The sequence below is a fragment of the Peristeroidobacter agariperforans genome (assembly GCF_004138335.1).
GTDB classification, from domain to species: domain Bacteria; phylum Pseudomonadota; class Gammaproteobacteria; order Steroidobacterales; family Steroidobacteraceae; genus Steroidobacter; species Steroidobacter agariperforans.
Genome location: NZ_RYFW01000004.1, coordinates 329,555 through 344,748, shown reverse-complemented (window position 1 = coordinate 344,748; position 15,194 = coordinate 329,555). Strand labels below are relative to the sequence as shown.

At 61.0% G+C, this 15,194-nt stretch carries 10 protein-coding genes; all 10 read right to left on the bottom strand.

Features of this window, described 5'->3' with window-relative positions:
* Nucleotides 1-23: 23 nt before the first annotated feature.
* The 10 genes from EK373_RS27325 to EK373_RS27280 all read right to left on the bottom strand — a co-directional run bounded on the left by EK373_RS27325 (nucleotide 24) and on the right by EK373_RS27280 (nucleotide 15,139).
* Nucleotides 24-512 carry an ester cyclase gene (locus EK373_RS27325; protein WP_407676224.1) on the bottom strand — a complete coding sequence of 163 codons (489 nt, stop codon included), beginning with the start codon at nucleotides 510-512 and terminating at the stop codon, nucleotides 24-26.
* Nucleotides 513-762: 250 nt separating this feature from the next.
* Nucleotides 763-2,103: a family 43 glycosylhydrolase gene (locus EK373_RS27320; RefSeq protein WP_129647706.1), complete on the bottom strand. Its 1,341-nt coding sequence runs from the start codon at nucleotides 2,101-2,103 to the stop codon at nucleotides 763-765.
* 75 nt (nucleotides 2,104-2,178) lie between these two features.
* A complete protein-coding gene (locus tag EK373_RS27315; protein WP_232831272.1) occupies nucleotides 2,179-5,103 on the bottom strand; it encodes a TonB-dependent receptor plug domain-containing protein in 2,925 nt (974 codons plus the stop codon).
* A gap of 107 nt (nucleotides 5,104-5,210) precedes the next feature.
* Nucleotides 5,211-6,767 (bottom strand): alpha-N-arabinofuranosidase, encoded by a 1,557-nt coding sequence (locus tag EK373_RS27310; protein WP_129647702.1) that lies wholly within the window; start codon nucleotides 6,765-6,767, stop codon nucleotides 5,211-5,213.
* Between the two features lie 50 nt (nucleotides 6,768-6,817).
* Nucleotides 6,818-9,517: a glycoside hydrolase family 3 C-terminal domain-containing protein gene (locus EK373_RS27305; RefSeq protein WP_198683691.1), complete on the bottom strand. Its 2,700-nt coding sequence runs from the start codon at nucleotides 9,515-9,517 to the stop codon at nucleotides 6,818-6,820.
* A complete protein-coding gene (locus tag EK373_RS27300; protein ID WP_129647700.1) occupies nucleotides 9,518-10,534 on the bottom strand; it encodes a cupin-like domain-containing protein in 1,017 nt (338 codons plus the stop codon). It lies immediately after the preceding gene.
* A gap of 27 nt (nucleotides 10,535-10,561) precedes the next feature.
* The gene (locus EK373_RS27295; protein WP_129647698.1) at nucleotides 10,562-11,638 is read right to left on the bottom strand and encodes an alpha/beta hydrolase; all 1,077 of its coding nucleotides are present in this window, start codon (nucleotides 11,636-11,638) and stop codon (nucleotides 10,562-10,564) included.
* Nucleotides 11,639-11,649: 11 nt separating this feature from the next.
* Nucleotides 11,650-12,861 carry an alpha/beta hydrolase-fold protein gene (locus tag EK373_RS27290; protein WP_129647696.1) on the bottom strand — a complete coding sequence of 404 codons (1,212 nt, stop codon included), beginning with the start codon at nucleotides 12,859-12,861 and terminating at the stop codon, nucleotides 11,650-11,652.
* A gap of 50 nt (nucleotides 12,862-12,911) precedes the next feature.
* The gene (locus tag EK373_RS27285) at nucleotides 12,912-13,598 is read right to left on the bottom strand and encodes a SapC family protein (RefSeq protein WP_198683690.1); all 687 of its coding nucleotides are present in this window, start codon (nucleotides 13,596-13,598) and stop codon (nucleotides 12,912-12,914) included.
* Entirely contained in the window at nucleotides 13,595-15,139 is a 1,545-nt protein-coding gene (locus EK373_RS27280) for a tryptophan halogenase family protein (protein ID WP_198683689.1), read from the bottom strand. Before EK373_RS27280 ends, EK373_RS27285 begins: the two co-directional genes overlap by 4 nt.
* Between the last annotated feature and the right edge of the window lie 55 nt (nucleotides 15,140-15,194).

The window sequence follows — 15,194 nt, the reverse complement described above, 5'->3', positions numbered from 1 at the left end:
ATTCATTCTAGAAACATCGCAAGTCAGGCTCGCCGGAGGATGCCCAGCTGAGTCAGGGCGGTAACACCGTCGTCGAGACCGACCTCCTCGGTGATCCTGCCGTTCACCACCTTGAGGACGGTCGTGCCGCTGAAGTGCATCTTGCGGCCCGTCGCAGCAGGCAACGAACCGGCGAGAAAATCGCTGAAGGCGGGCCCGGTGTGCGTGCCGCCGCCTATCCAACGACCCACGACAAAATCACCTTCAGCAATCAGATCAGCGGTGCCGGTGAAGTTCAGGTCGGGAAAGGCTTCGCGGAAGCCGACCATGAAATTTCTGATGTCATCGCGGCCACGGCGCGGTGCGTGTAACGAATATTGAAGCAGCATCTGCGGGTCAGCCAGCTCTTCGATGACCTTGGGATTCCACGGATTGCCCCAGAATTCGCTGAACCATCGGCCTACGATGGCTTTGTTCTGCTCGAGCCTGGATGAGCCTTTAGCGCCAACCGCGGGCGCGGCAGCAAGTGCCAGCGCAGCCCCTGCCGCTGCAGTGCTGTTCTTGAGCATCGCCCGACGAGTGATCGACGCCGGCCCCAGGACGGGGAAAAAAAATCTGGTCATTGGGATGACTCCGCATGTTGTGCCTCACAAGAGTGTCGCGACACGACCGCACTGAGCGCGATTGCGTGCGCGACAGCGAGCGTACGGTCGACTTGTTTTGCCGGACACTCTGTTTCTTGCGGCCAATATGGGAGCGCACCGGAAGCTCGAGCGTCGAGCCTCAGCGGAACCTGACCCAATCCACGTCGATGGCTTCACCCCCAACTCGAGTTACGAAAAGATCGTGGACACCGGCCGGGACGCTTTTCGCTGCGACACTCACAGCTTGCCAGCCGGTTTTCTCGCCGACCTGGATGCGGCCGAGCAGGGGTCCATCTTGTTTGTCCAAGCGAATCTCGATTGCGCCCCCGGCGGGCGCCTTCGCGCGCACTTCGATCGATTGCTGCGCCCCCGCCCCGAAGTCGACCTCGTTGAACCTCACCCACGATTTTGCGGCGCTGAAAGTGGCCTTCCACCCTGCGTGCGGATTGGCCTCATCCAAGAACGAAACCGCGATGCCCGCGTCGCTGATCGCACTGTAGCGGTCGATGTGAATCTCGCTCTTGGCATCGACAAGTCCGACACCGCGGAGCGTCGGGATGACCTTCCGGATCGTGCCGTCGGTGTTGAAGAACAGTTTGTCGGCCCTGATCGAGCGGTTCTTGTCGAAGCCGGGCGACAGATCTTTATCGTGATAGAACAGATACCATTGGCCCCGGTAATCCACGATGGAATGATGGACGGTCCAGCAGCCGCTCTGCGCTTCGTCGAGGATGACTCCCGCCCATTTGAACGGCCCCATTGGCGAGGTGCTGGTCGCATACTCGAGCCGCTCGGTCTTGTTCTCCACGTGCGGATAAGTGAGGTAGTAGATGCCATTGCGTTCGAACACGAATGGCCCTTCCTGCAGCCCCTTCTTCGGCAGGTTGTCGAAGACTATCGGCTCACCCTCGATCTGCAGCATGTCCGGCTTCAATTTGGCGGCGAAGATCTTGTTCGCAGAGTAGTACAGGTAAGCGCTGCCATCCTTGTCGATGAGCACCGACGGATCGATTCCTTGCACGCCTTCGATGGGAGTGGTTTCGGGCTTGAACGGACCATGGGGTTGGTCTGCGATCGCGACGCCAATCCGGAATCCGCCCGACTTCGCGATCGCCGGGAAATAGAAATAATACTTGCCGTCTTTGAAGACGCTGTCCGGCGCCCACATGGCGTATTCAGATTGATTGGCCCATTCGACCGCCGAGCGCGTCAAGATCACGCCGTGATCTTCCCAATCCGTGAGGTTCTCCGACGAGAACACGTGATAGTCCTCCATGACGAACCAGTTTGGCTTGCCGGTGTAGCCGGGCGGCGCCTTGATGTCGTGCGAGGGGTAAACATAGACCTTGCCCTCGAACACGCGCGCGGTCGGGTCGGCGGTGAACTGATCCATGATCAGAGGATTGGTTGCGAAGGCTGCAGTCGCCTGCAACAGTCCTGCAACAGTGGCGGGCAGGAGCTGTAGTAACGATAGTTTCATGGGTTCTCGCTGAAATTCTCGAGCCGCAAAAAAGAAGGCGACCCGGCTCTGCCGGGTCGCCCTCCCCCAATCGCATCAAAGATCGAAACGCACGCCGAGTCGGTACACCCGGCCCAGAGCGTCATAGAGCGCCGGGTTGCTGAAGATCGTCACACGCGCCGGATCTTCGTCGAGCACGTTGTCGACCTTGAAGTAGGCCGTCGTGCCCGGCAGCACTTCGTACGATCCGCCGATGTCGAGGTAGAAAGCCCCGTCGACGTGATTGTTATCGATGGTCGGCCGAGCCACCGTCGAGACCGGGCAGGTGCCCGGCTGACATTCGATGTACTGGTTGCCCAACACACCGTCGCTGATCCAACGCTCCTGGATCTGGAGCGAGAATTTGTCGGTGTCGTAGCTCTGGATGGCGAGCACTTTCCAATCCGCCTTGGAGTCGATATTCACCCCGGCGGTGTCGACCGGAACGGTGCCCGGCAGACCGTTGTCGGTGACATATTCGCGGATGTGCGTAGCCAGGCCGCGCACCGTGAACGTACCGGCAAGACCGAACAACTGCGGCCAGCGATAGCTCGCTTCGATGTCGAAGCCCGAGGTCTCGATCGACGCGAAATTGAACGACTGGACGTTGACGAAGCCCGGTCCATTCGAATTGTCCAGGCTGAACGAGCCACAGGTCTGCGGCAGGATGCCCCGGACACAGTAGTTGACGATGTCGTTGGCACTGAGGCTGGAGATGACGTCATCGATCTTGATCTTGTAATAATCGACCGACACGCTGAAGTTCGGCAGCCAGGCCGGTTCGGACAGCACGACGCCGAACGAAGTGTTGCGAGCGATTTCCGGCGTGAGGGCGGGATTGCCGACCTGGTTCTGGATCACGATCACGTTGACGTTACGGGTCGGATCGAGGAAGTTCGGCAGCGTGGTGGTGACCGGCGCTGCGAACAGCTCCGAAAGATTCGGCGCACGCGCATCGCGCGACGTGGTTGCGCGCAAGCGCAGTCCATCGAGCGGAGTGTCCCAAGTGCCGCCGACCTTCCACACATCGATCGTCCCCGAGGTGCTGTAATCGGTCACGCGGGATGCGGCATTCAAGTTCGCTCGACCGGCGCCCTCCGAATCGAACAGCGGCAGATCGAACTCCACATAGGCTTCCTTGACGCTGTAGTCGCCTTCGCCGTTCTTGTAGTTGCCCGCATACCAGTTGTTGCCGTTGTCTCCCAGCACGGGATCGGCCGGATAATCCGAGTTGTACGGGGTACCTTCGATGCCCGCTTGAGTATTGATGCCGTTGCCATAGGCGTCGGCGCGAACCCGGTATTCTTCCTTTCGCCACTCGACACCGAAGGCAAGAGCCAGCGGCCCTGCCCACAGGTCGACCGGCGTGCCGGAGACGTTGAAGCTCGCCACGTCCTGGTTCTGGCGCGTTCGCTGATACGGGCCCTTTGCGGGCATGAGGTAGTTGAAGGCCGCGTCCGAAGGCCGCATGCCGCCAAAGATGTTGATGGGGACGCATCCGCTGGCGCGCGCCGCCGCGTTCGCGCAAACAATATTGCCGTCCAAGACGGTCGCGTTGATCGCCTGGTTGAACCGGGGGTTCAGCATGATGCTCTTCACATCGATGTCGCTGAAGTTGATGCCGTGCTCGTAGTAGCCGTTGTAGTTCCACTCGTCGCCCAGCACGTTCAGTCCGCCCATCGCGCCCAACACGAAACGATACTGACGGCGGTCGGTGTAGACCTGCGTGCTTGGCAGGATTGCGTTGCTGGTGCCGTACTGAAAACTGGTGATGCCAGCATCCGCGCACCTCTGCTGGATGGACGCGGGCAAGAACGCATTGCTGCACTGGATCGTGAGATTCGGCCGGTTCATGCCGTTGATCGGCTGATTGTGAGTCTGAACCTGGGCCAGGTTGGCCGTGACATAGATCTCGTCGTCGTCCGCGAATTCGAGGCCGACCCGGCCGTAGCCGTTGATGCGCTCCAGATCGGACTGGAGCGTGCGGCCGGAGTCGACGTTGCCGGAAACGTCGCCACCGACGCAGAAGCCCGGAAGGCAGCCATTGACGGTGCCCGCTGCATTCCCTGCGGGTGTTCCGTTGGAACCGTACTGGAAGGTGAACGGGTTGCCGGCCTCGTCAAACGCGGTGCCTTGCAGCGGCCCGGACGTGATCAGGCCGTACTTGGTGTAGTTGTAAGGCTGGGCGTAGTCGATGACGTTATATTGCGGCGAACCGTCATTCAGCACGTTGCGATTCACCAGCGTGCGCTGTGTAAACCAGTCGCGACCGCCCGCAAGGCCGATGCCGTACGGACCTGGGCCCACACCTGCTTCATCGTGATACTCGATGCTGCCCACGGCATGCAGGCGACCATCGAAGAAGCTGCTGCCGGCAGCGATCTGCGCGACGATCGTTTCATTGTCGTCGTAGTTGGTGACGGCGCCTTGCACATTGCCCTTGACGCCTTCGAAACGCGTGTTCGTAACGAAGTTGACCACGCCGCCCACCGCGTCGGAACCGTAAGAAGACGATGCGCCGCCGTTAACCACGTCGACGCGTTCGATCAGCAACTGAGGGAACAAACTGACGTCGGGTACGCCCGTCACGTTTGCGCCCACGACGCGCTGGCCATCGAGTAGCGTCAGCGTACGGATGGCCCCCAAGCCTCGTAACGAGAACGAGCTCAGGCCCTGGGCGCCGCTGGATGTACTGAACGTGTTGGTCTGCGTGCCCGTGGAGCCCTGCAGCGAGGGCAGCTGCGCGACCGTCGTAAAAATATTGGGCTGCGCATTGGCAGTGAGCTGCTCAGCGCTGATGACCGAGGTCGGTGTCGGCGCATTGTACCCGCTCGACATGATGCGAGTGCCAGTGACGAGAATCTCTTCGAGGCCACCGCCCTCCTCAGCCGCTTCAGATTCGGATGGCGTGTCCTGCGCGTGCACCGCTAGCGGCAGCAGTAGCCCGCAAGCGGCCAGCGCCTGCAAGCGTGTCGAGGTCATCCTGGAGCCAGAGCCGTCCTTGCAAAAAATTTTAAACATAGTCTCTTCTCGGTTTGTGTTATCGGGGTCTATGAGCTTGGTTGCGTATGCTTTTCAGTTGCGTACCGCTATTGTTCGAGCGCAATCACGGCGACCGAGTGCGGCGGCAACTTCAACGCGATCTTGTTGCCGCTCGACTTCGATTCGAACGGCTTCGGCGCGACAGTCGCGGGCGCCTGGAACGTATTCACACTGTCTACTTTCGGCGCCGAAAGGATCTTTCCGACGGCCCGCTTTGCGCGCGTCGTCAACTCCAATTGCGCGGGGCCGGTGGGATCGATGTTGGTGACGGCCAGCCAGGTCTTGCCGTCCTTACCCTTCGCGGCGATTGCATCGAGCTTCGGCAGCTTGATGTCGCCGCTTGCATACGTCCCGGCATCGAAGGTCACCGGAAGAAACGTTGCATCCTGGAAAGGGACATACATGTGAAAGAGGTGATAGGTCGGCGTCAGCACGAGCTTGTCCTGATCCGTCAGGATCATGGCCTGTAGCACGTTGACCATCTGGGCGATGTTCGCCATGCGCACGCGGTCGGCGTGACGCGCGAAGATATTGATATTGAGCGCGGCGATGATTGCGTCGCGCACGCTGTTCTGCTGTTCCAGGAAGCCTTCCTTGCTGCCCGGCGTCGGCGCGAGCCACGCGCCCCATTCGTCCACGACCAGCGCAATCTTCTTCTCGGGGTCGTACTTGTCCATGATCGCGCCATGGGTGCGAAGCAACTCGTTCATCCGCAGCGTGTAGTTGATGAGAGTCGCGTATTCCTCGACACCGAAGCCGGTCGCGGCGAACTTCGGCGGCCAACCCGCGCCCACCGTGTAGTAGTGCAGCGAGAGTCCGTTGATGTCCCAGCTCCAGTTGCGCTCCTTCCAGGCTTTCATCACCGCTTCGGTGTAGCCGGTGTTGGCCGAATCCGGACCGACGGCGATTTTCAGTGTTGGATGATCCGCGTTGTAGTTGCGTGTGTAGCGCGCGTAGATGCGGAGCTGAGCTGCATATTCCTCCGGCGTCATCGATCCGCCACAACCCCAGCTCTCATTGCCGATGCCCATGAAGGAAATGCCGTAGGGCTCCGGATGACCATTCGCCGCGCGCTGCTTCGCCAACGCCGTCGGCTGCGCGGTCGTCATGTACTCGAACCAGTCCGCAGCTTCTTGAGGCGTGCCCGAGCCGACGTTGACGGAAATGTATGCTTCGGCGCCAATCTGCTGGACGAAGTCCATGAACTCATGCGTTCCGAAACTGTTCGGCTCGATGACGCCGCCCCAATTCGGATTGAGCGTGGCTGGTCGGTCCTTCAGCGGACCGATGCCATTGCGCCAGTGATATTCATCGGCAAAGCAGCCACCCGGCCACCGCACGTTGGGCACGCGCAGCTCTTTCAGCGCCGCAACTACGTCGTTGCGAATACCCCGTGTATTCGGAATGGATGAATCCGGCCCGACCCAAACACCTTCGTAAACGCCGCGCCCCAGATGCTCGGCAAACTGACCGAACAACTGACGATCGATCTTCGCGCCCGGTTTGTCGGCTTCGACTTTCAGCGCGACTGCCTGCGCATGCGCCACACCGACGGACGCTGTCACACCTATCAGGAGCGCTGAGAGCGCGGACTTCAGATTCATCGTGGCCTCTACTTCGTCTTCAACTTTCTTGCGGGATCGGCTTGGTGCTTTCAGAGCGCGAGGGGAACGACCTGCGTCGTTGCGAACGACTCCGATTGCACCGGCACACCTGATTCCGGTTGCCCGGACCCGATGCTCACGCGGTGCTCGCCCGCGAATATCTGCCGCACACCATCCCTCGTCACAAAACTCAGGTCGCGTGGCGTGAGCTCGAATGTGATAGTCCGCTGCTCGCCTGGCTGGAGTGCGAAGCGCTGTACGCCACGCAGAGCAACTCGCGGCGCGCCTTCGAAGTCCGGAGGATCCAGATAGAGCTGCGCGACTTCTTCTCCCGCTCGCTTGCTGGTATTACGAACCGTCGTGCTGACGCGAAGCCCGCGCTCGGCAGCGCCGTCCATCGGCTGCACAGTCACTGCGCCGTACTCGAACGTCGAATAACTCAGGCCGTAGCCGAACGGGTAGACGGGTGTGCCGGTGAAGTACCGATACGTGCGACCTTGCATCGCGTAGTCATCGAAGGGCGGCAGATCGGCGACACTGCGATAGAACGTCAGCGGCAAGCGCCCGGCTGGATTCGTCTTGCCGGCAATGACATTGCCGATGGCAAGTCCGCCGGCCTGTCCCGGGTACCAGGCTTCGACGATGGCCGCAGCGTGCTCCTTGGGCCACGACAGATCGAGCGTGCTGCCGTTCATGAGCACGACGATCAGCGGCTTGCCCAACGATTTCGCCAGTTCGAGCAGCCGGCGTTGATCGGCGAGCAGATCGATGGACGTTTTATCGCCGCCGGCGAAACCTTCCAGCTCGACCTTCATCTCCTCTCCTTCGAGATTGGAGTTCAGGCCAACGGCGGCAACGATCACATCCGACTGCGCGGCAGCAGCACGGAGGTCTGCTTCAGGCTGCGCAGAGATTCGTTTCCACAACACTTCGACGCCGGACAACAGGAGTGCGTCAGCGGTGACGCGGATTGGATAACGCCGTCCTTTCTCCAACTCGAGCGTCGTCATGTCGGAGCGCGTGCCCCACGGCTGGTTGCGATGACGCGCGATCACTTTTCCATCGAACGTGAGCTCCGCATTGGGGCCGCCGAGATTCATCCGATAAGTACCGCTCTCCGGGGGCACGACGAAGCCGGTCCACACTACGCGGTAGTAGTCCGATAGCTGAGCGTGCTCGTTGCCGCGCATGGCGATGCCGGGCTCGACGCGAGACACGATCGGTTTGCTCTTGAAACTCACCTTGCTGGCGTGCTGGGCGAAGTCCGCATGGCTCGCGTAACGCTTGGGCATGGTCTGCTCGGCGTCGTAGTACTCCGCCAGCAATCCCGGCTCTCCTCGAGGCGAGCGCAACGCCGACGTCGGAATCGGATCGCCATCGGTGACCGAGGCTGCCCCAGGCACGAGCGTCACCGTTGCCTTTGGCAAGGCGCGACGCAAACCATCGACCAGTGAGATCGGAGGACTGGATAGCGCCGATGAATAGTTCCCGCGCAGCACACGCGTCGCATCTGCGTGCGGCCCAATGACGGCGATGCGTTCGGTGCCTTTCAATGGCAGCACACCGTCATTCTTCAACAGCACCAGACTCTTCTCGGCACTCTTCAGTGCAAGTGCATCGCGCTCGGGCGTAGTGAACCGCGTGGGCGGAGTATTGATCGGTGGCCGCCCCTCGAGTCCCGGCAAATCGCCATTGCGATAACGCGCGGAGAACAATCGGATCAGCGCTTGATCGATATCCTGCATGCTGATCAGGCCGCGCTCGTACGCCTGCTTGTAACGTGCGCCGAGCCCCCCGATGTCGAACAACGTGGCGTTGCTGCACTCGTTGTCCACACCCGCTTTGAGCCCGGCCGCCACCGCCGCGACTGCATCGGGCGCAAACTTGTGGTTGTCACTGATGTCCTTGACGGCATCGCAGTCGGAGACGACGTAGCCGTCGAACTTCCACGCGTCGCGCAAGCGATTCTGTAACAACAGATCGCTGACACACGCCGGCTCGCCATTGACTCGGTTGTAGGCACACATGATCGAGCCTGCCTGGCCTTCGACGATCGCCGCACGAAACGCAGGCAGATAGGTATCTTCGAGATCGTGCGGCGTTACGAACACGTTCGCTTCGTGACGCGTCGACTCGGGACCGCTATGAACCGCAAAATGTTTGGGTGACGCGACCACATCGGGACGCTCGGGATCCGGGCCTTGCATGCCGCGTACGTACGCCACACCGAGACGCGCCGTCAGAAACGGATCCTCGCCGTATGTTTCCTGCCCACGTCCCCAACGCGGATCGCGGAAGATGTTGATATTGGGCGACCACGTGTCGAGGCCGGTGCCGATGCGCCCCAGCCGACCTGTCTTGCGTCCCAGTGCGTGCAGCGCGCGCACTTCCACGCTGATCGCAGCGGCAACCTCGTGCACCATGGCCTCATCGAACGATGCCGCGAGCCCGATCGGCTCGGGAAAGTTCGTGGTCGGCACAGGACCCATGGCGCCGTGCAACGATTCGGTCCACCAGTTATAGGCCGGGATCTTCAGGCGCGGAATTGCCGGCGCTGTGTTGAGCAGTTGCTCGACCTTCTCATCCAGCGTCAGCTGTTCGACCAATGCTTTTGCTTTCGCGTCAGCTCGCGCTCGCAGAGATGCCTCACCGGCATCGGACGCCAGCGCGACACCACTGGTAGCGAACGCCAGGCATAAACTCAAAAGGCCGGCTGGAACATCGCTCAAAGACATGCTGCTCCCTTTCATTCACGCACTCCGCAACATCTGCATCACGCGTGCGCGGATCTTCTGGTAGTTGTCCGGCTTCAATGACCCGAGCACGCCGTGCTGATCCGCCGGCAGGTGCGCCAACGGATGCCCCTGAGTCCGAAACACGAAATGATCGAAGAACGCCTTCCATGCCTGGCGTTCGGCCGGCGGGCGCTCGGCGATCGAAATCAAACTCAGCAGCATGGCCACGGCGGGCGCATCGCGTCCCGCGCTGAATGCATCCCACCAATAATTCACCAGCACGTTGAACGCGCCGGTCGCCTCGACCTGATGCCACCACAGCTTGGGGAGATAGATGGCATCGCCCGGCTGCAACTCGGCCACCAGCGCTTGGTCACGGACTTCGCGAAAGCGCGGATATCGCTCGTCATCGAAAGGCGCGGATGCGGCGAGACTGACCGGTTGGCCGGCCATCGTGTGATCGATCGGGCCGACGTATAGACGATCGATCGCTTCGGGAGCATACAAAGTGAAGCGCCGCGCGCCGGCAACGACGCAAGCGACGTTGTCCATCGTGTCGTAGTGAGCCGCAACACTCGATGCATGCCCCAGCCAGATGCGAGGAGCGACGTTGGTCTTCAACACCGACAGCTGATTCTCAGCCGCAAAGCCGGGCAGATACTGTTCGACCGGCAGCGACCCCAGGTACATCGAGCTGCCGTTCGGATCGGTCGCAGTGGCTACGATACGATCGAGCGCATCAGTGAAGTGCATTCGAGCGCGCGCGAAGTTGAAGCCGCGCAGATCCTCGCTGTAGTAGTACTTGCCAGCAATGCTCGACTCGCCAACGAAGACCTCCGCTTCGCCACCTGCATCGAAGCGCGACATGTAGTCTCTTAATTGTGTTGGCGAGCCGATGGCTGCCGACACTGCGGGCCATGAACTGACCAGGCCTCGTATGACCACCGGCCGACAAGGCTCCGCAACCTCACGCAGGAATGCGGTGGGATCCGTGACATCCTTCGCCGCGATCTCTGTGGGGGACAGTGCCATGAGCTGGTCGCGTCTCGAGCTGCCGAGCTAGCGACATCCGGCCTTGAAGCACAGGCTGGCGCCGAAGAACGGCAGGACGTGATTCTGGAATCGATCGCCCAGCTTGTTCGTGTGGTCACCCGCATACACCTCGAAGCTGTGCTTGATCCCATAGGCATCGAGCACGTCGTGCAGTCTGGCCGTGTCGGTGCGCAAACCGTCCTGATCGCCGACATCGATTGCGATCGCGTCGTAGCGCCGGATGTTGCCGATGTATTGATGAATGAAAGCCAGCGGCGCATTGGCCGCCCACCTCGCCAGGACATCCGCCTGCGCCTCCCCTGCCTGAGCAGGAAGATCGAGGAACAACGGAGGATTCTTCGGATTCGGCGACCAGGCCGCCGCGGCTGCTAACTGGGCACGCGCGTAAAACGGCAATTTGGCCAGATCCGCCGGGCTCTTGACCGCTTCCAGCTGCTTGCTCATTTCCGCATTCGCGGGTCCGACCGACCGCGGCGAAAGACAGCAAGGACTCATGACGTAGAGGCTGCCGAACACGTCGGCATGTTTCATTCCGATCCGCGTCGCACCGTACCCACCCATCGAATGACCGGCGAGGCCACGGCTGCGCCGCTCGGGGATCGTGCGATAGTGAGCATCGATGTACGAGACCACATCGTGCGCAATGAAGCTCTCGAAGTCGCCGGTAGTGATCGAACCCGAATACATCGAGCCGTTGTGGAGGGTCTTCGAGTCCGGCAGGACCACGATCATCTCGTTGGCGCCGCGAGCGAACGCGCCTTCAATGGTCTGTGGCGCGTGAATCTCGTGTGACCACTGTTCCGCCCCCACAAAGAATCCGTGCAGGGCGTATACGACGGGATAGCGTCGAGCCTGGTCTTTTTTATAACTGGGCGGTAAGAACACCAGGACGTCGCGCTCGACCGCATTGCCTTCCAGATTGCCTTCGACTGCGCTCGCGTGAATTTTTATCGATTCGAGCGTGACCGGTTTGGCGCCGGCGACCGCCGGCGGCGCTTCCGTCTTCACCTGCGCCGTCGCTATATGGGCAAACGAAGCGCTCAACAGCCAAGCCAGCAGGCGAACAGCTTTATTCGTCGTCATCATCCCTCTCATCAGCTCCGGGCTTTGCGCGCCTTGAACAGACGAGGCGCGAAATCGTTCAGCGCGCGCCGCCAGGTCTGCCATTCATGGTCCGTGCCCTGCGACTCCACATAGACGTGCTCGATGCCTGCTGCATTCAAGCTCTCGTGCAGGCCGCGAATGCCAACGCGAAATCTTTCGGATTCCGCGGTGCCTACGCCGAGCCAGAGCACGTGCACTTTCTTTGCAAAGGCCGCCGCGTCGGCGAACGCGCCGTTGTAGTCCGTCTTCGGATCGAACTTGCCTCCGCCCGGCGCGAGCAATCCGCCAGCACCACTGAAGCCGCCGATGTGAGAGAACAAGTCGAGGTGTTTGAGCGTGATGTGGAATGTCTGCATTCCGCCCATCGATAGACCTGCCATTGCGCGGTTGTCGCGATCCGCGCGTGTTCGGAATGTCTTGTCGACGAATGGGATCAGCGCCTGAGTTACATCGTCCTCGAACGTCGCAGCCATGTCCTGCATGGCTTTCAACATCTGCGGGGAGCCAAAGGCCGTTGCCGACGCATCCGGCAGAGACTCGCCGGCGCGCAGCGCGTAGCCATAGGCCATGACGACGATCATGGGCTCGGCCTGGCGGGCCGCGATCAGATTGTCCAGGATGAAATTTGCTCGACCCTGCCGGATCCAGCCGGTCTCATCTTCACCGCCGCCGTGCTGCAAATAGAGAACGGGATAACGCGTGTTCGTTTGCGCGTCGTAACCTGGCGGGAGATACACCAGCGCATGCCGCCAGGTGTCAGTGACCTTGGAGTGATACCACACCTCACGCACCTGTCCGTGAGGAACGTCCTTGATGGCATAGAACGTCGCGCCCGGCTCCGGGATCTCCACCGCGCTCGCATGTCGGGTGCCGCCATAGAACGCATGACTGCCCGGATCGGAGACTTCAGCGCCATCGATGGCGACGGTGTAGTAATGGAAACCCGGAACGAGCGGCTCGGTGGTCACGGTCCAGAAGCCGTCGGACTGCTTCTGCATGTCGATCTTGGGCCCGTTCCAGAAATTCAACTTGACGCTCGTGGCTTCCGGCGCCTTGATGCGCACCTGCACTCTTCCGGCGTCATCGATGCGTGGATACTGCGCGCCCCATACATTCGTGCTCGCCGGCCGAAAGCTCTCGGCCGCCTGCGCCAGACACACACTTGCCGCCAGGGCACAGCCGATCGCCACCATCCACTTCATGAGTTCCCCCAAAAACGTCTGCCAAAGTTCCGTGCGTCGAGCCGCTTGTTTCAAATCTCGGCGAGCTTGCGATTGCGCAAATGCGCCAGGATCGCCAGCTGGTTGATCGAGCCGGCAATGGTGTAAGCCAGCTGCAGATGCCCGCTGCGGAACAGACGCAGCACATGTTCGTCTTCGAGCTCGCGCAGCGAATCGCGGCTCACCGTGTACAGGCCCTCCAGTCGCAAGCGTTCGCCGTCGTCGAAATTCAGTGAGACATCGATCGGCTCGAGCAGCTTCAGATTCATCAGATCGCGCACCAGAACGGCTGTTTGTTCGAGCCCCTCGTGCAACTGCCCCAACACCTGCTGTACTCGGCGCAAGGACGTGCTCGGCTGTGCGTCATCGAACAACAACTCTCCATCCGTCTCGCTGAATCGCGGATTGGCGCGATCGATGGCGATGCGTTCGCCCGAGATGAAGAATCCATCACGCTGCAGGCTGAGCGGCTCGAAGCCGCCGCGCTCCTCGATGTTCTTCAGTGCGCCCTCGCCCGGCTTCAAACCAAGCATTGCGCCGGCGTAAAACGCGCCCGTCGCGGGATCCTTCGAGAACAGAATCGGACAGGCGATGGCCGCCGCCACGAATTCACGGGGGACGATCTGGGCGAAGTGCGGTTCTGCGCCTGCCCTCGGCAGCAGCCGGAGGTGTCCATGATCCTGCGGATTGAGCAGCTGATGATTCGTCATGGAGCTCATACCGGCTGCAAACCGTGCTGTACGATCTTCCGGATCAGATCTCGATGCCGGGGCAAGCCCGCGCGCAGCTTGTCGATCTGAGCCAGGTTCTCACGCATCGCACGCTCTGCGGAGTTGGCGGCGCCCGCGACGATGTCCGGCTCGACCTCGGTGCGAAATCCCATGCCGTACAAGACATACTGGTAACTGGCAGCCGGAAACACTTCCTCGATCCGATCGAATTCGTCGTGATACCAGGGCGACTGATAGCGCCACAGCAACATCAGATGTTGCAGCCGTTCCGGAATCGTTTCCGGCAATCGGTTGTCGCGCCAGAATGCACTGTCATCGCGCTGCGTGAGCGCATAGTGGAGCTTCAGAAAATCGATGATCCTGCCCCAGCGATATTCGGTCGTGTTGTTGAAGCGGGCTGCGATCACATCCATCACTTCACGACACACCGGCATCTGCTCGGCAATGAGCTTCGCCGACATTTCTATCAGCACGATGGCCGACGATTCCAACGGCTCGAGGAAGCCTGCCGACAATCCTACGGCCACGCAGTTGCGCTTCCAGAAGATCTGTCGATGACCGGAGCGAATCGGGATCCGACGCATGGGCAGGTCCTTGCCTGCCGGCCCGATGTAGTCGCGCAGCTCGCGCTCTGCATCGTCGACCGAAATATGGCGGCTGGAAAATACATGCCCCACACCGCGCCGCGTGGGTAATCCGATGTCCCAGATCCAACCGGCCGACTGCGCGGTTGAAATGGTGTGTGATGCGATCGGGCTGGTGTCCGTTGCATGCGGCACCTGTATCGCTAGTGCGGTATCGCAGAACAGGACGTCACTGCAGTCCACGAACGGAACGCCCAGCGTCTCGCCAATGAGCAGCGCCTTGAAGCCGGTGCAATCGACGAACAAGTCGCCCTCGATCTCTCCGGCCTGCTCGGTCTCGAGACTGCGAATGTCGCCGTTCTCGGACAGGTGCACGCGCCGCACATCCGCCAGCACGTGGCGCACGCCCAGTTTTTCACAACAGTGTTTCTGAAGAAATGGCGCGAACTTGCCGGCGTCGAGGTGATACGAGTAATTGGCGAGAGCCTCGTACTCAGCCGTTGCGATGGTCTTGGGCGCAAGACCATCGTCGCAGATCCGGCCCTGCGGGCACACGGCGTCGCAGAAGCTGCGCCCGTCGTTCTTGGCGAGCCAGTGCGGTACGAGATTGATCTGCGAAAAATTCTGCGGAAGCATCAAAGGGTGGTAATAACCATCGTGCTTCTCACCCGTCGTCCAGCGCGCGAACCACGCGCCTTGTTTGAATGCGGCGTCACACTGACGGAACAGCTCCGTCTCCGACACACCGATCCGAGACAGGGTCGTTCGAAGTGTCGGCCACGTACCTTCGCCCACGCCGATGATCGGTGTATTCGGCGACTCCACCAAAGTGACACTGAAGCTCGCAGGAATGCGGCTGCGATGTTTGGCGGCGATGATGCCCGCCGCCAGCCACCCGGCGGTGCCGCCGCCCACGATCACAACTCTCTTGACTGCTTGCACCATGGCCTAATGCTCAAAGCTGGCCCCGCTCTCGACAATCGAAAAAAGGGGGAAGCGC